General features: G+C 70.6%; 16 protein-coding genes. 4 read left to right on the forward strand and 12 right to left on the reverse strand.

Translation table 11 applies throughout. The annotated features are described in order from the left end of the window. Positions 1 to 73: 73 nt before the first annotated feature. The 11 genes from IE278_RS06050 to IE278_RS06100 all read right to left on the reverse strand — a co-directional run bounded on the left by IE278_RS06050 (position 74) and on the right by IE278_RS06100 (position 14,647). A complete protein-coding gene (locus tag IE278_RS06050; RefSeq protein ID WP_189769521.1) occupies positions 74 to 487 on the reverse strand; it encodes a cytidine deaminase in 414 nt (137 codons plus the stop codon). After that, complete coding sequence (locus tag IE278_RS06055; protein ID WP_189769523.1) at positions 484 to 1,746, reverse strand: ABC transporter permease; 1,263 nt, start codon at positions 1,744 to 1,746, stop codon at positions 484 to 486. The genes IE278_RS06050 and IE278_RS06055 overlap by 4 nt, the downstream gene beginning before the upstream one ends. Beyond that, complete coding sequence (locus tag IE278_RS06060; RefSeq protein ID WP_189769525.1) at positions 1,743 to 2,867, reverse strand: ABC transporter permease; 1,125 nt, start codon at positions 2,865 to 2,867, stop codon at positions 1,743 to 1,745. The genes IE278_RS06055 and IE278_RS06060 overlap by 4 nt, the downstream gene beginning before the upstream one ends. Continuing rightward, positions 2,864 to 4,582 carry an ABC transporter ATP-binding protein gene (locus IE278_RS06065; protein WP_308434878.1) on the reverse strand — a complete coding sequence of 573 codons (1,719 nt, stop codon included), beginning with the start codon at positions 4,580 to 4,582 and terminating at the stop codon, positions 2,864 to 2,866. Before IE278_RS06065 ends, IE278_RS06060 begins: the two co-directional genes overlap by 4 nt. 266 nt (positions 4,583 to 4,848) lie before the next feature. Next, positions 4,849 to 5,898, reverse strand: coding sequence for a BMP family lipoprotein (locus IE278_RS06070; RefSeq protein WP_189769530.1), 1,050 nt, complete (start codon positions 5,896 to 5,898; stop codon positions 4,849 to 4,851). A gap of 790 nt (positions 5,899 to 6,688) precedes the next feature. Further along, positions 6,689 to 7,777, reverse strand: a complete 1,089-nt coding sequence (locus IE278_RS06075) for a BMP family lipoprotein (protein ID WP_189769531.1) — start codon at positions 7,775 to 7,777, stop codon at positions 6,689 to 6,691. Positions 7,778 to 8,011: 234 nt separating this feature from the next. Next, a complete protein-coding gene (locus IE278_RS06080) occupies positions 8,012 to 9,262 on the reverse strand; it encodes an amidohydrolase (protein WP_189769532.1) in 1,251 nt (416 codons plus the stop codon). 368 nt (positions 9,263 to 9,630) lie between these two features. Next, entirely contained in the window at positions 9,631 to 10,863 is a 1,233-nt protein-coding gene (locus tag IE278_RS06085; protein ID WP_189769533.1) for a hypothetical protein, read from the reverse strand. Between the two features lie 64 nt (positions 10,864 to 10,927). Next, on the reverse strand, positions 10,928 to 11,866 hold the full coding sequence (locus IE278_RS06090; RefSeq protein ID WP_189769534.1) for an N-acetylneuraminate synthase family protein: 939 nt from the start codon (positions 11,864 to 11,866) through the stop codon (positions 10,928 to 10,930). A 14-nt stretch (positions 11,867 to 11,880) separates the two neighbouring features. After that, positions 11,881 to 13,179: an N-acylneuraminate cytidylyltransferase gene (locus IE278_RS06095; RefSeq protein ID WP_189769535.1), complete on the reverse strand. Its 1,299-nt coding sequence runs from the start codon at positions 13,177 to 13,179 to the stop codon at positions 11,881 to 11,883. Positions 13,180 to 13,312: 133 nt separating this feature from the next. Beyond that, positions 13,313 to 14,647, reverse strand: a complete 1,335-nt coding sequence (locus IE278_RS06100) for a DUF6716 putative glycosyltransferase (RefSeq protein WP_189769536.1) — start codon at positions 14,645 to 14,647, stop codon at positions 13,313 to 13,315. 198 nt (positions 14,648 to 14,845) lie between these two features. Between IE278_RS06100 and IE278_RS06105 the strand changes: the two genes are divergently transcribed. The 3 genes from IE278_RS06105 to IE278_RS06115 are packed head-to-tail and all read left to right on the forward strand — an operon-like array spanning position 14,846 to position 18,332. After that, positions 14,846 to 15,823, forward strand: coding sequence for a glycosyltransferase family 2 protein (locus IE278_RS06105; protein WP_189769538.1), 978 nt, complete (start codon positions 14,846 to 14,848; stop codon positions 15,821 to 15,823). Next, positions 15,820 to 17,154: an alpha-2,8-polysialyltransferase family protein gene (locus IE278_RS06110; protein WP_189769540.1), complete on the forward strand. Its 1,335-nt coding sequence runs from the start codon at positions 15,820 to 15,822 to the stop codon at positions 17,152 to 17,154. Before IE278_RS06105 ends, IE278_RS06110 begins: the two co-directional genes overlap by 4 nt. Next, positions 17,151 to 18,332, forward strand: a complete 1,182-nt coding sequence (locus IE278_RS06115; RefSeq protein ID WP_189769542.1) for an acyltransferase family protein — start codon at positions 17,151 to 17,153, stop codon at positions 18,330 to 18,332. Before IE278_RS06110 ends, IE278_RS06115 begins: the two co-directional genes overlap by 4 nt. Positions 18,333 to 18,448: 116 nt before the next feature. Here IE278_RS06115 and IE278_RS06120 read toward each other — a convergent pair whose 3' ends face one another. Then, positions 18,449 to 19,090, reverse strand: coding sequence for a TetR/AcrR family transcriptional regulator (locus tag IE278_RS06120; RefSeq protein ID WP_189769544.1), 642 nt, complete (start codon positions 19,088 to 19,090; stop codon positions 18,449 to 18,451). 89 nt (positions 19,091 to 19,179) lie between these two features. Between IE278_RS06120 and IE278_RS06125 the strand changes: the two genes are divergently transcribed. Continuing rightward, positions 19,180 to 20,760, forward strand: a complete 1,581-nt coding sequence (locus tag IE278_RS06125) for an FAD-dependent monooxygenase (RefSeq protein WP_189769545.1) — start codon at positions 19,180 to 19,182, stop codon at positions 20,758 to 20,760. Positions 20,761 to 20,763: the final 3 nt, after the last annotated feature.

Here is a 20,763-nt window from a genome sequence, read left to right on the forward strand (position 1 = left end):
CATGGCGTCCCTTCGGTAGTGCGGCGATCAGTAGTGCGGCGGCCCCCGGAGTTCTCCGGGGGCCGCCCTTGGATTACTTGGTGAGGTGGTCCGGCCCGAAGGCCTGCGGCAGCATCTCGGAGAGCGGCAGGAGACCGGCCGGGGTCTCCAGGACGAGGTCGGGGCCGCCGAACTCGTACAGGAGCTGGCGGCAGCGGCCGCACGGGACGAGGATCTCGCCGCGGCCGTCCACGCACGTGAAGTGCGTGAGCCGGCCTCCCCCGGTGTTCTGGAGCTGCGAGACCAGCCCGCACTCCGCGCACAGACCGAGTCCGTACGAGGCGTTCTCCACGTTGCAGCCGGAGATCACCCGGCCGTCGTCGACCAGGGCCGCGACCCCGACCGGGTAGCCCGAGTAGGGGGCGTACGCGCGGGACATCGCCTCGCGCGCCACCTCCCGCAGGGCCTCCCAGTCGACGGGCGCGGGAGCGGTCTCGGCCGTCGTCACTTGCCCTGCCCTCGGCGGTACGGCATACCGTCCGCCTTCGGCATCCGCAGGCGCTGCGCGGAGAGCGCGAGGACCAGCAGCGTGACGACGTACGGGGTCGCGGTGACGACCTGGTTCGGGACCTCGTTGGTGGTGGTGTACCAGAGGAAGACCAGGACGCCGATGAGCGTGGTGACCGCCGCGTGGACGTACCGCTTCTTCCATACGAAGTACGCGGCGCCGATGACCAGCAGCAGGGCCAGCAGGAGCAGCAGCGCGTGGACATTGGTGCCGCCGCCGCGGAGCTTGAGGCTGTCGGTGTAGCCGAACAGGCCGGCGCCGAGCGCGAGTCCGCCCGGCATCCAGTTGCCGAAGATCATCGCGGCGAGGCCGATGTAGCCACGCCCACCGGTCTGGCCCTCCAGGTAGATGTTGGAGGCGACCAGGGAGAGGAAGGCGCCGCCGAGGCCGGCGAACCCGCCGGAGATGACGACGGCCAGGTACTTGTACTTGTAGACGTTGACGCCGAGGGATTCGGCGGCCACCGGGTTCTCGCCGCAGGAGCGCAGCCGCAGCCCGAAGGAGGTGCGCCACAGCACCCACCAGGTGGCCGGGACGAGCAGGACGGCGATCACGGTGAGCGGCGACAGGTCGGTGAAGAGGCCGCCGACGAGACCGGCGAGGTCGGAGACCAGGAACCAGTGTTTGCCGTTGAGGGTCTGCAGCCAGTCCGAGAGCCCTGGGATGTCGAAGGTGCCGAGCGAGTCGACGGGCGGCGACTGCTTCGACGTACCGCCCTCCTCGCCCTCGAAGGCGAAGGTGGAGAGGTAGCGGGTGGCGCCGAGCGCCAGGATGTTGATGGCCACACCGGAGACGATGTGGTTGACGTTGAAGGTGACGGTGACGATCGCGTGCAGCAGGCCGCCGAGGGCGCCGCCGATGATGCCGAACGCGACACCGGTCCACGGGCCCCACTGGAAGCCGGCCCAGGCACCGAACCAGGTGCCGAGGACCATCATGCCTTCGAGGCCGATGTTGACGACGCCCGCGCGCTCGGCCCACAGACCGCCGAGGCCGGCGAGGCCGATCGGTACGGCCAGGCGCAGGGCGGTGGACATCTGGCCGGTGGAGGTGATGCCGTTCGCGTCGGTGATGAGGCGGACGGCGGAGACCAGGACCAGCAGGCCCGCGATGAGCAGGAGCAGGACCGGGAGCGAGATACGGCGGCGGCCCCGGGCGGGCTTGGGCGCCTGCGGCTTGGCGACGGTTGCGGTGCTCATCGGGCAGCCACCTCCTTCTTGGAGTTGTCGTTGGCGGCAGCGGCGGCCAGTTCGGCGCCGACGCGACGCTGCTGGCGGCGCAGGCCCCAGACGCGTACGGCCTCGTAGGAGACGACGACCGCGATCACGATGAGACCCTGCATGATCACCGCGATCTCCTTGTCGTACGCCACCGGGGTCGCGTAGTCGAGAGCGGGCGAGGCCTTGTCGAGGAAGGCCACCAGCAGGGCGGCGAAGGCGATGCCGACCGGGTTGTTGCGGCCGAGCAGCGCGATGGTGATGCCGGTGAAGCCGAGGCCCGTCGGGAAGGACAGGCTGTAGGTGTGGGCGTCGCCGAGGAGGATCGGCAGGCCCGCGAGGCCCGCCATGCCGCCGGAGATCAGCATCGCGGTGAGGACCATGCGCTTGGCGTCCACGCCGGAGGCGGCGGCCGCGGTCTCGGAGGCGCCGGTGGCGCGCAGGTCGAAGCCGAAGCGGGTGCGGTTGAGGACCAGCCAGTACAGGATGCCGGCGAGGACGGCGATCAGGGTGAAGCCGTAGATCTCGCCCGCGTCGCCCATGTCGAAGCCGGGGAACCAGCCGGACTCCTTCATCACGCCGGTGGTCTGGTTGTTGCCGAGCGGCTGGCCCCAGACCTCGGTGAGGGTGAGGTAGCCGATGAGGCTGGTGGCGATGGCGTTGAGCATGATCGTCGCGACGACCTCGCTCACTCCGCGGGTCACCTTGAGGACACCGGCGATACCGGCCCAGAAGGCGCCGGTGAGCACGGCGATCAGCATCAGGAACGGGATCTGCAGGGCGGCGGGCAGTGAGACGTGCGCGCCGACCACCGCGGTCATCATGGCGGCGAGGCGGTACTGGCCGTCGACGCCGATGTTGAAGAGGTTCATCCGGAAGCCGACGGCGACCGCGAGGGCGGCGAGGTAGTAGACGCCCGCCTGGTTGATGATCAGGACCTGGACGTCGGCGAAACCGGCCTGCTCGAACATCAGGGTGTACGGCTCGATCGGGCTCTTGCCCGAGGCGAGCAGCACGAACGAGGTCAGCACCACGGCCGCCACGAGCGCGATGACCGGTCCGGCCACCGCGAGGAGCACGCGCTCCTTGTCGAACTTCTTCATCGGGCCTCGTCCTCCGGGGCTGCCTCTGCGGCTTCCGCTACCTGGCTTGACTGCTCTTCGTGCTCGACGTGCTCCAGGTGACCGGAGGCGGCGCCCGTCATGGCCGAGCCCAGCTCCTCCGGGGTGATGGTCGCCGGGTCGGCGTCCGCGACGAGCCGGCCGTTGTAGATCACCCGGAGGGTGTCCGAGAGGCCGATCAGCTCGTCCAGGTCCGCGGAGATCAGCAGGACCGCCAGGCCCTCACGGCGGGCCTCGCGGATCTGGTCCCAGATCGCGGCCTGCGCGCCGACGTCCACACCGCGGGTGGGGTGGGCGGCGATCAGAAAGCGCGGCTTGTGGCTCATCTCGCGGCCGACGATCAGCTTCTGCTGGTTGCCGCCGGACAGGGAGGCCGCCGTGACGTCGATGCCGGGCGTCCGGACGTCGTACTCCTCGACGATGCGGCGGGTGTCGGCCTGGGCGCCCTTGATGTCGAGCCACCTGCCCTTGCCCTTGGAGTTGGGCTTCTCGGTGACATGGCCGAGGATGCGGTTCTCCCACAGCGGCGCTTCGAGGAGCAGGCCGTGGCGGTGGCGGTCCTCGGGGATGTAGCCGACGCCCTGTTCGCGGCGCCTGCGGGTGGGCCAGGAGGTGATCTCCTCGCCGATGAAGCGGATGGCGCCCGAGTCGGCGTTCTTGAGGCCGATGAGGGCGTCGACCAGTTCGGTCTGGCCGTTGCCCTCGACGCCCGCGATGCCCATGACCTCGCCGGCGTGGATGGTGAAGGTGACGTCGTCCAGGACGCGCTTGGCGTCGCCGCCGGCCGCGTCGAGCGCGAGGGATCCGGCGGCCGGGGTGTCACCGACGGTGCCGGTCTCGCCGAGCGAGGCGCCGCCCGCCGCGTACACGGTCAGGCCCTCGACCTGGATGACGGGCTTGTCGGTGACCGTCGACTCGGCGGTCTCGGGGGTGGGCAGTTCGCTGCCGACCATCATCTCGGCGAGCTGCCGGGAGGTGGTCTCGGCGGGGACGGCCGTGCCGACCGTGGTGCCGCGGCGGATGACGGTGATCTCGTCGGCGACCGACAGGACCTCGCCCAGTTTGTGGGAGATGAAGATGACGGACAGGCCCTCCGCCTTGAGCTCGCGGAGGTTGTCGAAGAGCGCGTCGACCTCCTGCGGCACGAGGACGGCGGTGGGCTCGTCGAGGATCAGGATGCGGGCGCCGCGGTAGAGGACCTTGAGGATCTCCACGCGCTGGCGGTCGGCGACCCCGAGGTCCTCGACGAGGGCGTCCGGGCGGACCCCGAGGCCGTACCGCGCGGAGATCTCCTTGATCTTCTCGCGGGCGCCGTTGCCGATGCCGTACAGCTTCTCGCTGCCGAGGACGACGTTCTCCAGGACGGTGAGGTAGTCGGCCAGCATGAAGTGCTGGTGGACCATGCCGATGCCGCGCGCGATGGCGTCGGCGGGGCTGGCGAAGGTCACCTGTTCGCCGTCGACCGCGATGGTGCCCTCGTCCGGCTTCTGCATGCCGTAGAGGATCTTCATCAGGGTGGACTTGCCGGCCCCGTTCTCGCCGACGAGGGCGTGCACTGTGCCCTTGCCGACGGACAGGTGGATGTCGTGGTTGGCGACGACACCGGGGAAACGCTTGGTGATTCCCGCCAGTTCGACCGACACGGTCGACGGTGACGTTGACTGTGCGGCGAGCGGAGGGCTGCTGGACGCGTCGATGGCGTACTCCTTGGAAAAGGGGCCATCTACGCGCGTAGCGCCCCTGCTTCAACTACTACTGCGGAGTCGGATGTTCCGGGCATATGCAGGCCATACAGGCTTTCAGCCGCCTCCCAGACAGACCCGGATCATCCGCCGCGCGAACGGGGCGCGAGAAGACCATCCTTCCCACACCCCGTTTTCGCGACCGTAACGCTGCCATTACAGCGCCCGATTGACCATGGTTCCCGCGAGCGGTTCCGGTGAACGGTTCCGCCGAGGGGTCACTACGAGGTCTTGACCTTGATGGTGCCGTCGTTGATGCCCGTGGTGGCCTTCTCCAGGGCCGCCTGGAGCTTGGCGTTGCCCTTGAAGTCGGGGTTCGAGTCCGCGAGGCCCACGCCGCCGGTCTTGAGGGAGGCGCGCACGACACCCGTCTCGGGCTTGCCGTCCTGGACCGACTTGGCGAGGTTGTAGACCGCGCCCTCGACGTCCTTGGTGGCCGACGTGAGGATGTACTGCTTGTACGCCTTGAGGGCGTCCTGGCTGTACTGGTCGGAGTCGACGCCGATCGCCCACACCTTGGCGGCGGAGGCAGCCTCGATGACACCCTGACCGGACAGGCCCGCGGCGTGGTAGACCACGTCGGCGCCGTCCTCGATCTGGCCCTCGGCGGCGGTCTTGCCCTTGTCGGGGCTGGCGAACCCGCCGTCCTCGGCCTTCTCGGTCAGGAACTGCGAGACGACCTTGACCTTCGGGTTGGTGTCCGCGACACCCTGCTTGTAGCCCGCCTCGAACTTGTGGATCAGCGGGATGTCCACGCCGCCGACGAAGCCGACGGTCTTGGACTTGGTGGTGAGGGCCGCCGTGACGCCCGCGAGGTACGAGGACTGCTCCTCGTGGAAGACCATGTCGGCGACGTTCTTCTTGTCGATCGTCTCGTCGTCGACGATCCCGAAGGTGGTCTTCGGGAACTTGTCGGCGACCTCGGCGACGGCCGGCGCGTAGGCGTAGCCCACGCCGATCACCGGGTTGTAGCCGGCCTTGGCCAGCGTCTGCAGGCGCTGCACCTTGTCGGCGTCCGACTCGCCGTCGGTGGGCTCGACGGCCTTGGAGCCGTACTTGAACTCCGAGGCGGCCTTCTCCATTCCGCGGGTCGCGGCGTCGTTGAAGGACTGGTCGCCCTTGCCGCCGACGTCGTACGCGAGGGCGATGCCCTTGCTCTTACCGTCGCCGCTGTCAGCGGCGTCGTTGGACGTGCCGCCGCAAGCAGCGAGGGCGGCGGTGAGGGTAGCGGTCGCAACGCCCGCGACAGCGATTCGGGACACCCGGCGCATGGAACGTGACTCCTTTGTGCAAGCGCCCATACCAGGCGCTGGTTCCGCCGCAGCGTAACGCGCGTAGACCAGACGGAAAACCCCTTCTGTCCGGTCCGTTATCGAGCTGTGGCCACAGATGCCGTACAGACTACGGAACGTCGAACGCCCCTTGCGGGAGGCAAGGGGCGTACGACCTGCGACGCAGGTATGTGGGGGCGCTACTGGGGGGTACTCGCGGGAGTTGTGACGGGTGTGTCGCCGGGCGCGGGGCGGCGGGGGTGAGCCGCGCGGTTCCCCGCGCCCCTGAAACGCACCTGCCGGCACGTGGTCGGGTGCGGGCGGTGGGTGGCTGGCTGGCTGGCTGCGCAGTTCCCCGCGCCCCTCAAAGACTGCGGCGCGTCGACGAGTGCGAGCCGGCGGGGGCTGGCCGCGCCGTTCCCCGCGCCCCTGGAAAGACCGCCCGCGGCGCGTCGTCGGCCGGCGGCCGGGCGGGCCGCTCCCCACGCCCCCAAAGAGGGCGGTACGTCGACGGGTGCGGGTCCACCGGGGCTGGCCGCGCCGTTCCCCGCGCCCCTGAAAGACCGCGGTGAGGCGGGCGGCGTCGTTCCCGTGCCCCTTGAACACCCGCACCCGGTAGCGCACGGCCACCCCCAGCGCCCCAAAGGGGCGCGGGGAACTGCGCGGCCCACCCCCACCGCCCGCAGCCACGAACGCACCCCCACCAGTCCCCCTGAGGGGCGCGGGGAACGGCGCGGCCAGCCCTCGCCGGCCCGCAGCCACAAACGTGGCCCCGTCGGCAGGAGTGGGCTCAGTCGGTCTTGACCGTTACCGTGCCCGCGACTATGTCCGACTTCGCCTTCTCCACCGCGTCCACGACCTCCGTCATCTCCTTGTACTTCGGGTTCGAGTCCGCGAAGCCCACTCCGCCCGACTTCAGGTCGCCCCGGTGCTCACCGGACAGCGGCTTTCCGTCCACGACGGACTTGGTCACCTCGTAGACCGCGCCGCCGACGTCCTTGAGCGCGGAGCCGAGGATCCACTCCTTGGACGCGGCGAGGGCCTTCTGCTTGTACTGGTCCGAGTCCACCCCGATCGCCCAGACCTTCTGCGCCGCGGCCTCCTGGATGACGCCCTGGCCGGACAGACCGGCCGCGTGGTAGATCACGTCGGCGCCGGCCTCGACCTGCCCGCTGGCGGCCTCCTTGCCCATGCTCGGGTTGGAGAACCCGCCGTCCTCGGGCTTCTCGGTCAGGTACCGCTTCTCGATCTTGATCTTCTTGTCGACCGACTCGACACCCTGGACGAAGCCGTCCTCAAACTTGTGGATGAGCGGGATGTCCACCCCGCCGATGAAGCCGACGTGCTTCTTCTTGCTGGCCTTGGCCGCGGCGACACCGGCCAGGTAGGAGGCCTGCTCCTCGGCGAACACCATGTCGGCCACGTTCTTCGCCTGCACCTGGGCGTCGTCGATGACGGCGAAGGTGATCTTCGGGTACTTGGCGGCGACCTCCTTGACCGCCGGGGCGTAGATGTAGCCGACGCCGACGATGGGGTTGTAGCCGGCCTTCGCCATCTGGGTCAGCCGCTGCACCTTGTCGGCGTCCGACTCGCCGTCGCTCGGCTCGATGTCGTTGCCGCCGATCTTGAATTCCTTCCGGGCCTTCTCGAACCCGGCGTAGGCGGCGTCGTTGAAGGACTGGTCGCCCCGGCCGCCGATGTCGTAGGCGAGCCCGATGCCCTTGCCCTTGTAGCCGGACCCGGAGCCGGACTCGGTGTCGCCGCCCGACGACTCGTTGCTGGTCTCACCGCAGCCGGCGGCCGCCACGACCACGACCGCGACGGCGACAGCGGCTTGAGAAAGCCTTGTTCTCCGAGAGATCCGAGATATCCGACGCATGAGAGAGCACCCCTTACATTCCCCAACGGCGCCGTTGCCGACGCTGACTGCGGCGCACAGTAACGCGCGTAGAAGGGGAGGGGAACGGGGTTCATCACTGCCGTTATCGATTCGTGCCGACGGCCGGTTACGAACGCCCGCCGCCGGTTACGTACGAGTGACACAAGGGGACGAAGGGATACCGAACAGGGCACCCCTTCGCCCGTGATTCACCCGTTGCCCGGCGTCACCGCGTCAGCCGCGCGCCTGCAGCAGGGCGGCCGCCGTGAAGAGCTCGACGCCCACCGTGATGGCCGACTCGTCGGCGTCGAAGTCCCCCTGGTGGAGGTCCCGCACGGTCCGCTCCCCCGGCGTGCGCACCCCGAGCCGGGCCATGGCGCCGGGCACGTGCTCCAGGTACCAGGAGAAGTCCTCCCCGCCCAGGCTCTGCTCGGTGTCCTCCACGGCGTTCGCCCCGAGCCGGGCGGTCATCGCCGCGCGCAGCAGATCGGTGGCGCCCGGCTCGTTGACGACCGGCGGTACCCCGCGTACGTAGCTGATCTCGGACTTCGCCCGGTGGAGCGTGGCGACCTCGTCGATCGCGGCGTGCACCAGGTCGGGGGCGGCGTGCCAGGCGGCGAGGTCCAGGCACCGTACGGTCCCGGAGAGTTCGGCGTGCTGCGGGATCACGTTGCAGGCATGTCCCGACTCGATGCGTCCCCAGGTCAGGGAGAGTCCGGAGCGGGCGTCGACCCGGCGGGCGACCACGGCCGGCACGTCGACGGCGACCCGGGCGGCGGCGGTGACGAGGTCGGTGGTGAGGTGGGGCCGGGCGGTGTGCCCGCCGGGTCCGTCCAGCGCGACCTCGACCCGGTCGCAGGCGGAGGTGATGGGCCCGTACCGCAGGCCGATGCGCCCGGCGTCGACGCGCGGGTCGCAGTGGACGGCGACGATGCGGCCGACACCGTCGAGGCCGCCGTTCTTGATGACATCGGGGGCGCCGCCGGGCAGCACCTCCTCGGCGGGCTGGAAGATCAGGCGTACGGCCCGGTCGAGGAGGCCCCGCTCGTGCAGGTCGGCGAGGACGAGGGCGGCGCCCAGTACGACGGTCGTGTGCACGTCGTGGCCGCAGGCGTGGGCCCGGTCGGGCACGGTCGAGCGGTAAGGGCTCCGGGTCTTCATGTCCGGGATGGGCAGGCCGTCGATGTCCGCGCGCAGGGCGAGCATCGGAAGCGCGGGGTCCGGTACGCCGATGTCACAGATGAGCCCGGTTCCCGTGTCGAGCACGCGGGGCCGCAGACCGGCCCGTTCCAGCCGCTCCTTGATCGCGGCGGTGGTGCGGAACTCCTGGTTCCCCAGCTCCGGGTGCATGTGCAAGTCACGTCGGAACGCGACGAGTTCGGCGCGTAGGTGCTCGGGCAGCGCGCCGGGGAGCGCTGCCCCCTCGGACAACGCTTCCCCGGTGGACGCTTTCCCGGACGAATCGGCCTCGGACTCTTGCGACATCAGTTGGTTCACCCTCTGAAGGGTAGGGCGACGCGACGACCAACTGCCCTGCGATCAACAAAACTTCAACGCGTTCGGGGCAGGAAATCTAGCCGCGTGGCGCATACAGATGGACTGGCTTGGGTACACTCGCCCGGCTTTTTGGACCTGCGGCTCCCACGCCTGCCCAGGCGGATCCGGATCCGGCCTTCCTTGTGGGAAAACCTCCGAGCGGCGACGCCCATTCCCGGGTCCCCGGAAACAGGCTCTCTACGCATACCACGCATACGTACAGGGGAACGGTTCCGTTCACCTGCCGGACAGTCCCGCGGCGGGGCCCGGCTTCCGGCCCCTCAGATCACTCGGGCCTCTCAGGCCCCTATGGTCCCTCAGGTGGCCGTGATCGTCGACAGGCGGTGGACGTCGCGTGCCGTGTCCGTGACGCCGGAGAGGAAGCCCTGGGCCCGGGGCGAGGCGTTCTCCGTGAGCCAGGCCGGGTCGATGTCGAAGACGGCGACCTTGACGTCCGTGCCGGCCAGTGCGAGCGGCAGGGTGTGGACGACCGTGGAGGGGAAGCTGAGGATCGTGCGGCCGATGGGTCCACGGCGGGCGATCAGCTCCAGCGGGAGGTCCGGGCGGACGATCTCCAGGCCGGTCTCGACGGCGAGGCGGTGCAGCTTCTCGGGGCTCTCCCTGCGGTGGGCGAAGTAGCGGGTGGCCCCGTAGGTGCCGGCCAGCCCCTTCACCGCCTCGAGATAGCGGTCGGGGTCCACCACACCCGTCTCCACCAGGGACGTGCCGACCAGGTCGGCGCCCTTGGTGATGCGGGGCGGGCCGAAGCGCGCCCGGGTCCACGCGAAGTCGTTGGCCGAGACGTCGACGCCCTCGGGCGTCTCGTCGATCGGCATGGAGGAGAAGATCTCCACCCGGCGTCCGGCGCCGGGGGTGAGCCGGCGGCGGGCCCGGGCCGAGACCGGTGCGAAGACCAGGTCCCGGGCCCCTGGGCGCCCGCCGCGCCGGTGCCAGCGCACCAGCCGTTCACCGCGCGCCAGCTGGGAGACGAACTCCATGGTCGCGGTCCCGTCGTCCACGACGACGAGGTCGCGGGCGCGGGTGATGGTCAGCAGCAGCTGCACGTACCGCGAGAAGGGGTCGCCCATCACGATGCGCCGGGCGCGCCGCAGCAGCGGCGCGAGTCCGCCGACCGTGTGGAAGGGCGCGGTCGTGCCGCCCCTCGCCTCCTCCCAGCGCACGTCGTACCCCTCGTCCCTGGCCAGGTCGGCCATGCGCCGGAGCTGCCCGCGGGTCATCGGGTCGGTGGGCGACAGGACCACGAGGGTGAGGCCGGTACCGGCCTCTCCCGGCCTGGCGTCACCGGACCTGCCGGACCCGCCCGATCCGCCGGGCCTGCCGGACCGGCCGAACCTGCCGGTTCCGCCGGGCCGACCGGCTCCCAGTTCCGGACCCGGGGGTCCGGAGGTCTCGCCGGTGCTCCTGAGGGCCGCCGCCTTCAGGGCGTGCGCGTGCGCCCACTCCAGGACGTTCAGGAGCTGCACCGGGCTTTCCACGAAAGCCAGCGTGGCGGGTGACTGGGGGCCGGTGGACCCGGCGCGGGGACTCATCGACGTACGACCGTCGCTTCCCTGGAATCGGAAGGGTGGGAGTGCCGAAGGGGTGGGGAGTGGATCAGACCGCGACGGGCTCGCCCGCGGCGGCGGCGATCTCGGCCTCGGCGACGACACCCGAGACGCGGCGCAGCTTCTTCATCGGGCCCAGCTCGGACTCGTAGACCTTCTTGACGCCGTCGCCGAGGGAGGCCTCGATGGTGCGGATGTCGCGCACCAGGCGGGTCAGGCCCTGCGGCTCGACGGAGGCGGCCTGGTCGGAGCCCCACATCGCGCGGTCGAGGGTGATGTGGCGCTCGACGAAGGTGGCGCCGAGGGCGACCGCGGCGAGCGTGGTCTGCAGGCCCGTCTCGTGACCGGAGTAGCCGATCGGGACGTTCGGGTACTCGGCCTGGAGGGTGTTGATGACGCGGAGGTTGAGCTCCTCGGCCTGCGCCGGGTAGGTCGACGTGGCGTGGCACATCAGGATGTTGTCGCTGCCGAGGACCTCGACCGCGTGGCGGATCTGCTTCGGGGTCGACATGCCGGTGGAGAGGATGACCGTGCGGCCGGTGGCGCGCAGGGCGCGCAGCAGCTCGTCGTCGGTCAGGGAGGCGGAGGCGACCTTGTGGGCCGGGACGTCGAACTTCTCCAGGAAGGCGACGGCCTCGGTGTCCCACGGGGAGGCGAACCAGTCGATGTTCTTCGACTTGGCGTACTCGTCGATCTGGCGGTACTCGTCCTCGCCGAACTCCACGCGGTGGCGGTAGTCGATGTAGGTCATGCGGCCCCAGGGGGTGTCGCGCTCGATGTCCCACTGGTCGCGCGGGGTGCAGATCTCCGGGGTGCGCTTCTGGAACTTCACGGCGTCGCAGCCGGCCTCGGCGGCCGCGTCGATCAGCTTGAAGGCGTTCTCGAGCTCGCCGTTGTGGTTGATGCCGATCTCGCCGACGACATAGACGGGGTGGCCGGGGCCGGCGGTCTTGGAACCGAAGGTACGCAGACGGGAGTTGGAGCTCATGGTGGAGACGTTCCTTACTTGTCGAGGGAGTCGAGAGAGGGGCCGAGGATCCAGCTGGCGATCTCTCGGATCGCGCCGTCGCCACCGGGGACGGTGGTGACCGCGCGTGCGGCGCCGCGTACGACGTCGTGGGCGCTCGCGACCGCCACGGGCCAGCCGACCAGGGCGAAGCACGGGAGGTCGTTGACGTCGTTGCCGACGTAGAGCACGCGCTCGGGCGCGATGCCCTGTTCCTCGCACCACTGCTTCAGTGCGAGGTCTTTCCGGTCGATGCCGTGCAGCACGGGGATCTTGAGCTTCCGTGCGCGGGCGGCGACGACCGGGTTCTGTTCCGTGGAAAGGATCAGCATCGTGAGGCCGCTCCTGCGGAGGGCCGCGATACCGAGTCCGTCGCCGCGGTGCACGGAGACGAACTCCTTTCCGTCGGAGTCGATCAGCACCCTGTCGTCGGTCTGGGTGCCGTCGAAGTCGAGGACGACCGCGTCGATGTCGTCGGCGGTCGGGAGGGTGCCGGGCCGGTTCGCGTCGAAGAGCGGCGCGAGGGCCCGGGCGCGGGCGAGGTCGTGCGGGTCGTCGATCTCCAGGACCCGCGCGGGGTCGGTGCGCACGAGTTCGGTCCGCCCGAAGAAGCGGTGCTTGTGCTCGCGCAGTCCGGCCGCGTTCATGGCGTAGGCGGCGCCGGTCTCCAGGAGGTCCTGGGGGCGGTCCTGCCTGCGCGGGCGGAACGACTTGTCGTGGTTGACGCCGTAACCGCCGTCGGTGGCGGTGGTGTTGGCGACGGTCGTGCCGCCACCGACGGTCCGGGTCAGCTCGGTGTCGACCGCGGCCGGGTCGTCGTCGGCGTCGCGCCAGATGAACCCGTGGAAGGGGGCGACGGTCAGCGCGGTGTCCGCGCCGTTCTCCACGACCGCGCCGGCCACTCCGTCGATGTCCTCGCGGATGATGAAGGGGCTGGTGCACTGCACGAGGAGTACGGCGTCGACGGCGGAGCCGTGCAGGGCCTCGTGGGCGTCCATGGCGTGCAGGACGGCCGCCTCGGAGGTGGCGGTGTCGCCGGCGATGGCGGCGGGCCGCAGCACGACCTCGGCGCCGGCCTGACGGGCGGCGGAGGCGATCGCCTGGTCGTCGGTGGAGACCACGACGTCCGTCACCAGCCGGGCCGCACGGCATTCGCGCACCGCCCGGGCGACCAGCGGCACCCCGCCGACGGGCAGCAGGTTCTTGGCGGGGACGCCCTTGGAGCCGCCCCGAGCGGGAATCACCGCGAGCACACGGGCCACCGGCTTCACGCGCCCCGCTTCCGAGTTGGTCATTGGCTGTACTCCTTGGTCGACAGTCGCGTGGAAGGGGCCCGCCGTACGGCGCTCCCGCAGGGGCGCGGGGACCTGGGCGCCCGGCCACGCCGAATCCGCGGGTTCACAGCGGCCTCCGCCGCGGAGCGGGACGTCACAGCTCCCCCATCCGCCGGATGACCGGGGCCACCCGCTGCACCCCGTGCCGGTACGCGCCGCGTGCGGCGCGCCGCACGATCTGCCGCACGGCCCCCGGCTCCCGGTCGGCGTCGGGCGCGCCGGGCAGCGGACTGCCGTCCGGCGCGAGGTGGTGGCGGGCGAGGATGCCGGGCAGGTAGCCGGGCGCGGTGACGGGCGTGTAGTAGGGGGCGAGGTCGGGCAGCGTGCCGCCGCCGAGCAGGCCGGCGATCCGCTCGCGGGCCGCGTCGAAGGCCGTCTCGTACGAGCCGTCGGCGCTCACGCCCTGCCGGGCGACCCACCGTTCGTCGGGCGTCGGGATGTGCCCGCCGTCCAGCTGGTCCCAGGAGGCGAGGCAGCCGGAGCCCACGAAGTGGTGGTTGCCGAGCGACTCGCGCACCCCGAGGTCGGTGAGGACGACGGTGGGGATCCGGCGGTGCAGGGATTCGAGGGCCGCCGTGGAACTGACGGTGACCAGCAGGTCCGTACGGTCGAGGACCTCGCCCATGTGCCCGTACACGAGGCGGAAGTTGGCGGGCAGGCCGCCCGGGATCCGCTCCGCGAGGCGCTGGTAGGGCTGTTCCTCGATGTGCGTGGTGTGCTCGCCCGGCTTGGACCGCAGCTTCAGCAGGACCTCGCGGTCCGGGTGCAGCCTGGCGTGCTGGACGAGCCGGTTCAGCAGGTACGTACGGTCCTTGCGGCTCTCCGGTACGGAGGGCTGCGCGGCGAAGACGACCGTGTACGGGTCGTGCTTCTCGTACGGGGCACCGCCGAGGAACGGCAGGGCGACCTCGGTCACCGAGGAGGCGTCGGCGCCCACCCCCTCGTACACGGCGGTGAAACGGTCCGCGTCCTGGCGGGAGTTGGCGAGGACGAGGTCCGCGCCGTGCCGCAGGAGCAGTCCGTCGGCGAGCTTCTCGTAGACGACGCCGACATAGCCGGTGACGACCACGGGCCGCTTGGTGCTGCCCGTCGCCGCGCGCTCCCGCCACTGGTGGGAGAGCCCGTGCAGCATCGCCTGGACGCCGCCCCCGACGAGGGACAGGACGAGGACGTCGTACGCGGCCTCCTCCCTGGCCATCTCCCGGAGGAACTCGACGGAGGTGACCTCCCGCAGGGAGTCGGCGCGCACGCCGACCTCTTCGAGCTGACGGGCGGTGGGGGTCGCACGGCCCCGCAGGAGGTAGCCGTCGAGCCTGATGTCCGAATCGGCCGGTGCGATACGGTTCGCGGTGAGCGCGCCCCATTTCCACCGGGTATCGGAATCGGCGAGGACGGCTACTCGCAGGGACTTCGTGGTACTTGCTGGCACACCGAAGACGCTAGGAAGCGATTCCGATCCCCGGCCCAACCGGAATACAACAAAGGGTTAACAGCACACCGCCGAATGGCGACGCGGGCCCGGATCGGGACGCAATAAGGCCCGGTTCACCATTCCGCCACGTGTCGTTCACCTGACATCTCACCGGCGGTCAAGACGAATGACGGGCCGCCGCCTAACGTCACGTGAGTGGTCAAGCTCTCCGTCATCGTGCCGTTCTACAACGTGCAGCAATATGCGCCCGACACCCTGAAGAGTCTGCGTGCCAACGCACGCGACGACTTCGAGTTCATTCTCGTCGACGACTGCTCCCGCGACGAGACGCCGGACATCCTCGCGCGCGCGGAGCGCGAGCTCCCGGGCGCGGTGCATGTCAGACACGAGCAGAACGGAGGACTGGCCACCGCGCGCAACACCGGCATCGACGCGGCACGTGGCGAGTACCTCACGTTCCTCGACGGGGACGACTGGCTCGCCCCCGGCTATTACGAGCAACTGCTCGCCTCCATCGAGGGGTTGGGCTGCGACTTCGTGCGCACGGACCATGTCCAGTGCACCGCGCGGGCCCGCACCATCCACCGTGTGCCGTACGGCAGGCGCGGTGTCGTCCTCGATCCGCGCGAGGCGATCCTGCCCGCCGACCGCTCCACCTCCGTCGACTACGCGTACGCGTGGGCCGGCATCTACCACCGCAGACTGGCCGACCGGGGCCTGCTGCACTTCACCGACGGGCTGCGCACGGCCGAGGACCGGCCGTGGATCTGGAAGCTGCACCGGGAGGCGGAGTCGTTCGCCACGGTGGGCCTGCTCGGGGTGTTCTACCGGCGCGGTGTCGCCTCGTCGCTGACGCAGATCGGTGACGTACGGCAGCTCGATTTCATTCGCGCGTTCGACCAGGTGATAAGCGAGACGGCACAGGACCGGGACGCGGATAAACTCCTGCCGAAGGCCGTGCGGACCTACTGTGCGATTATTTCCCATCACCTGGGATCCATCGAAAGGTTCGAGCCGCCAGTGGCACGAAAACTGAAGTCGATGAGTGCCGTCGCATTGCGGCGTATGCCGCAGGACGTCCTCGATGACGCCCTCGACTCCATGGACATACAGCGCGCGACGCGACTGCGTCGGCTGCGTCGCCGGCCCGCCGCCGCGGGGGTGTCCGCGTGACCACCCAGATCTTCATGGCGTCGACGCTGTACGGCACGGCGACGCTCGCCGCGGCCGTCGACGCCGACTGCTTCCGCCCCGCCGACCGGCGCATCCTGCTGGTCTCCAACAACTCGGCGACACCCGAGACGACACCCGGCGTCGACGAGATGCCCGGTTTCACGCAGTTGCGCGGCCGCTTCGACGACGTGCTGTCGTGGAACGAGACCATCTCCCCGTTCCACCCCGGCGGCTGGGCCCCGCGGCTCGACGACGTACCGCTGTGGGAGCGCCATCTGCGGCTCGCCTGGGGGCTCGGCGACGACGACGTCGAACTGATCGTCGAGTCGATCCAGGTGCACCCCGCGCTGGGCCTCACCCAGATCTTCATGGGCGCCCCCGTCACCGTCTACGCCGACGGCCTGATGAGCTACGGCCCGACCCGCAACAAGATCGACCCGCTGGTCGGCACCCGCATCGACCGGCTCCTCCACCTCGACCTGGTGCCGGGGCTCACCCCGCTGCTGCTCACGGAGTTCGGTGTCGGACCGGAGATCGTGCCGACCGCGGTCTTCACCGACGTCCTGACCGAACTCGTCAAGACGGGCGACGAGTTGCCCGCCATCGACGAACCGGCCCTGCTGCTCGGCCAGTACCTCTCCGCCCTCGGCATCCTCACCGCCGAGGAGGAGGAGGACCTGCACGTACGGATGCTCAAGGGCGCCGTCGAACTCGGGCACGAGCGGCTGGTGTTCAAGCCGCACCCGAGCGCACCGGCCCGCTGGTCGCGCGCCCTGGAGAAGGAGGCCGAGCGGATCGGCGCCGACCTCACGGTGCTCGACACCCCGGTCCTAGCCGAGGTGCTCTACCAGCGGATGCGTCCCGCGCTCGTCGTGGGCTGCTTCTCCACCGCCCTGCTCACCGCCTCCGCGCTGTACGGCCTCCCGGTCGCCCGCATCGGCACCGAGCCGCTCCTCGAACGCCTCACCCCGTACGAGAACAGCAACCGCATCCCCGTCACGATCGTGGACGCGCTGCTCCCGGAGCTGACGGACCGCACGGCGGTCACCGAACAGCGCCAGGGCATGACCGCCGACGAACTGTCCGAGCTGGTACGGGCCGTGGGCTTCGCCATGCAGCCCAAGATCTACCCGGACACCCGGGCGGGCGCCGAGCAGTATCTGACACGGCGGCTGAACGACCACACCTGGCGCTACTTCAAGCGCCGGCGCCTCACCTCGCTGGGACTGCCCGGCGCGGTACCGGCGCAGCTCGCCTTCATCCCGCGCAATGCGACCGTACGGCGTGTGGCCAAGCGCGCCCGATCCCTGAAGAGGGCCACACTCGGATGAGCACCGTGGAATCGTCGCCCGCCCTGACGTCCTCCCCGGGGGCGGACTCCGCTCCCGGAGCGGGCGCCTCCGTGGAGACGGGTGACAGCGCGCCTGTCCCTCCCCGGATAGTTCCCAAGAAGCACGCCCCGCGCCTGCGCGCGCTGGACGGGCTTCGGCTGATCGCCGCGCTGATGGTCGCCGCGTACCACTACGGCGGCCGGGACGGCGAGGTGACCGGGGCCTGGGGCACCTCGCCGCAGCTCCAGTTCCCCACCCTGCACACCTGGTTCGCGTACGGCTGCCTTGGTGTGCAGATCTTCTTCGTGATCAGCGGCTTCGTGATCTGCATGAGCGGCTGGGGACGGAGCCTGCGCTCGTTCTTCGCCTCGCGGGTCTCGCGGCTGATGCCGGCGTACTGGGCGGCGATCGTCATCGTCACGGCCGTCTTCGCGCTGCCCGTGGTCGCGTACCACGCCGTCTCGCCCAGCGACGCGCTGGTGAACCTGACGCTCATGCAGCAACCGCTGGGCGCCGACCGGGTGCTCGGCGTCTGCTGGACGCTCTGGGCCGAGGTCCGCTTCTACGCGCTGTTCGCGCTCTGTGTGGTCCTGCCCGGCGCGACCCGGCAGCGCGTGATCCTGTTCTGCGCGGGCTGGACCCTCGCCGCGGCCATCGCCCAGGAGGCGCGGGAGCCGCTGCTCGACCTGATCCTGATGCCCGAGTACGCGCCGTTCTTCATCGGCGGTGTCGGCCTCTATCTCGTGCACCGCGACCGGCGTGACGCGTACGCCTGGGGCATCGTGCTGGTGAGCTGGCTGATCGGCCAGCACTACGCGGTGGCGAGGCTGTGGCACGCGCCCGACCCGCAGTTCTTCTCCAACCGCAGCTCGACCGGGATCATCCTCGTCGTCACCCTGGGCTTCGTGGCGGTCGCCGCGGTCGCGCTGGGCTGGCTGAACCGGGCGAACTGGCCGTGGCTGACGGTGGCCGGGGCGCTGACGTACCCCTTCTACCTGGTCCACGAGCACCTGGGCTGGGTCGCCATCAAGGCCTACCACCAGAGCCTGGGCATCCCGTCGTACGCGACGGCGCTGCTGACGGTCGTGACGATGCTGATCCTGGCCTGGCTGCTGAACCGCTTCGTCGAGGACCGGCTGACCCCGCGGCTGCGCTCGGCCCTGTCGAAACCACGCTGAACCCGTACCGGCCCGGGCCGGACGTCAGGCCCCGGGCCGGGCGTCCGGCTCAGCCGGTTTCCAGGTCGGACCGGACGTCCCGCTCAGCCGGTATCCGGCTCCGGCCGGCGTTCGGCTCAGCCGGTTCCGCGGCCGGCCTCGATCCCGGCCAGCAGTAGCGCGAGCCCTTCCTCGAAGCCCTCGTCGTACCCCTCGAAGATCACCGCACCCGCGGCCGCCGACAGGGGGTGGTCGGCGAGCCGCTCGGCGCGCGCGTCCATGTCGTACCCCTCGCGGCGCTCCCCCGGCAGGGGATACACGCCCTGCTCCTCGGTGACGAAGCCCAGCGTGTACAGGTACGCGGTGGTGAAGGCGCGTACCGCCTGCCGGAGGGTGAACCCGGCGTCCACGAGGGCGCGCAGGTTCTCCTCCATCTGGGCGGCGTGCACGGTGCCGGTGAAGCGCGAGCCGCTGAAGACCTTGGCCCCGTCGCGATAGCTCAGCAGCGCGGCGCGCAGACCGCGGTTGGCCGTCAGGAGCCGCTCGCGCCAGTCCGTGTCCGGCGGGATCGGGGTACCGGCGATCATCCGCCGGTACATCTCCGTCGCCATCTCGTCCAGCAGCGCCTGTTTGTCCTTGAAGTGCCAGTAGAGGGCGGGCGCCTTGACGTCCAGCTCCTTGGCGATGACGCGGAGGCTGAGGCCGTTCAGGCCGACCTCGTTCAGCAGACGCAACGCCGTGTCGGCCACCAGCGCTCGGTCGATCTTCCCTACAGCCACGGTCGCACCCTATCCGGAGGCCCCTCCTTGACAGCTTAACGCCGTTAAGTGCATTCTCGACCCACAAGGAACTTAACGACGTTAAGGAGATGGCTGCCGTGAACCCTGGGGACAGCACCGCCACACCCGCCGAGACCGACGTCCTGATCGTGGGCGCCGGGCCCACCGGACTCGCCCTCGCGCTCGACCTCGCCCGGCACGGCGTCCGCGCCCTCGTCGTGGAGCGGGCCGACGCCCTCTTCCCCGGCTCACGGGGCAAGGGGATCCAGCCGCGCACGCAGGAGGTCTTCGACGACCTCGGCGTGCTGGACGCGCTCCGGGCCGGCGGCGGCACGTACCCCGTCGGAATGGTCTGGAAGGACGGGCGGCGGCAGGGTGAGCACCGGATGTTCGACGAGGTCGAGGCGACGGAGGCCGACCCGTACGCGGGCTTCGCGCTGATGGTCCCGCAGTGGAGGACGCAGGAGATCCTGTACGCGCGCCTGGTCGAGCTGGGCGGCGGTGTCGCCTTCGGCCGGGAGCTGGTGGGCCTCGTCCAGGACGCCGACGGGGTGACGGCGGACTTCGCGTCCGGCCCGCCGGTGCGCGCCCGCTATGCCGTCGCCGCGGACGGCGGCCGGTCGGCAGTGCGGCGCGCGCTGGGCATCGGGATGACCGGCGAGACGGTGGACCCGGCTCCCGCAGTGGTCGCGGACATCCGCGTGAGCGGCCTCGACCGCGACAACTGGCACTTCTTCCCGCCGACCGGGCCCACCGGGCCCGCTGACGGCGAGGGCGACAAGGGCAACAAGAGTGACAAGGGTGACAAAGGTGGCAAGGGCCGCAAGGGTGGTGGTGGTCTCGGGGGCGACTTCCTGGGGATCTGCCCGCTTCCCCACACCGAGGACTTCCAGCTGGCGGCCGGCTTCTCGGACCCGTCCACCGAGCCGGACCTGTCCCTCGACGGCATCCGCAAGCTGGTCGCCACACGCACGCACCTGTCGGCGGACGACGTGACCGAGGTCCGCTGGGCCTCCGACTTCCGGCCGCGGGCCGCGATGGCGGACCGGTTCCGGGACGGGCGGGTCTTCCTGGCGGGCGACGCGGCCCATGTCCACTCGCCCGCGGGCGGCCAGGGCCTCAACACCAGCGTCCAGGACGTCTACAACCTCGCCTGGAAGCTCGCGGCCGTGCTGCGGGGAGCCGCTCCGGCGGCCCTCCTCGACTCGTACGAGGAGGAGCGGATGCCGATCGCCGCGCAGATGCTGGGCCTGTCCACCGGCGTCCACCGCGGCGAGGTACGGCGCGGCGCGGCCACCCAGCAGCTCGGCCTCGGCTACCGGGGCTCCGCGCTGGCGGTGGAAACCCGTGCGGACCTGCCCGAGGAGGCCCTCCGGGCGGGCGACCGCGCACCGGACGGAAACCGGGCCGGGATCCGCCTCTTCGACGCCTTCCGCGGCCCGCACTGGACGCTGCTCACGGTCGGCACGGACACGGAGGTGCCGGAGCTACCCGGCACCCGCACGGTCCGCTTCCCGGCCTACGAGGCGTACGGAACCGGGGTGTTCCTCGTCAGGCCCGACGGTTACGTGGGCTGGGCGGGCGAGTCGGACGGGTCGATCGGCTCGGCCGGGTCGATCGGATCGGCGCGGGGACTGGCGGAGTACGCGGCGCGCGTGGGCGTCGCCTGAGCC

Source organism: Streptomyces tauricus (genome assembly GCF_014650955.1).
Lineage (GTDB): Bacteria > Actinomycetota > Actinomycetes > Streptomycetales > Streptomycetaceae > Streptomyces > Streptomyces tauricus.

Bases quoted from the DNA above. Each gene is read 5' to 3' on its own strand.
- IE278_RS06090 (WP_189769534.1), bottom strand. From the start codon at position 11,866: ATGAGCTCCAACTCCCGTCTGCGTACCTTCGGTTCCAAGACCGCCGGC.
- IE278_RS06085 (WP_189769533.1), bottom strand. From the start codon at position 10,863: ATGAGTCCCCGCGCCGGGTCCACCGGCCCCCAGTCACCCGCCACGCTG.
- IE278_RS06075 (WP_189769531.1), bottom strand. From the start codon at position 7,777: ATGCGTCGGATATCTCGGATCTCTCGGAGAACAAGGCTTTCTCAAGCC.
- IE278_RS06070 (WP_189769530.1), bottom strand. From the start codon at position 5,898: ATGCGCCGGGTGTCCCGAATCGCTGTCGCGGGCGTTGCGACCGCTACC.
- IE278_RS06060 (WP_189769525.1), bottom strand. From the start codon at position 2,867: ATGAAGAAGTTCGACAAGGAGCGCGTGCTCCTCGCGGTGGCCGGACCG.
- IE278_RS06115 (WP_189769542.1), top strand. From the start codon at position 17,151: ATGAGCACCGTGGAATCGTCGCCCGCCCTGACGTCCTCCCCGGGGGCG.
- IE278_RS06080 (WP_189769532.1), bottom strand. From the start codon at position 9,262: ATGTCGCAAGAGTCCGAGGCCGATTCGTCCGGGAAAGCGTCCACCGGG.
- IE278_RS06095 (WP_189769535.1), bottom strand. From the start codon at position 13,179: ATGACCAACTCGGAAGCGGGGCGCGTGAAGCCGGTGGCCCGTGTGCTC.
- IE278_RS06125 (WP_189769545.1), top strand. From the start codon at position 19,180: ATGGCTGCCGTGAACCCTGGGGACAGCACCGCCACACCCGCCGAGACC.
- IE278_RS06055 (WP_189769523.1), bottom strand. From the start codon at position 1,746: ATGAGCACCGCAACCGTCGCCAAGCCGCAGGCGCCCAAGCCCGCCCGG.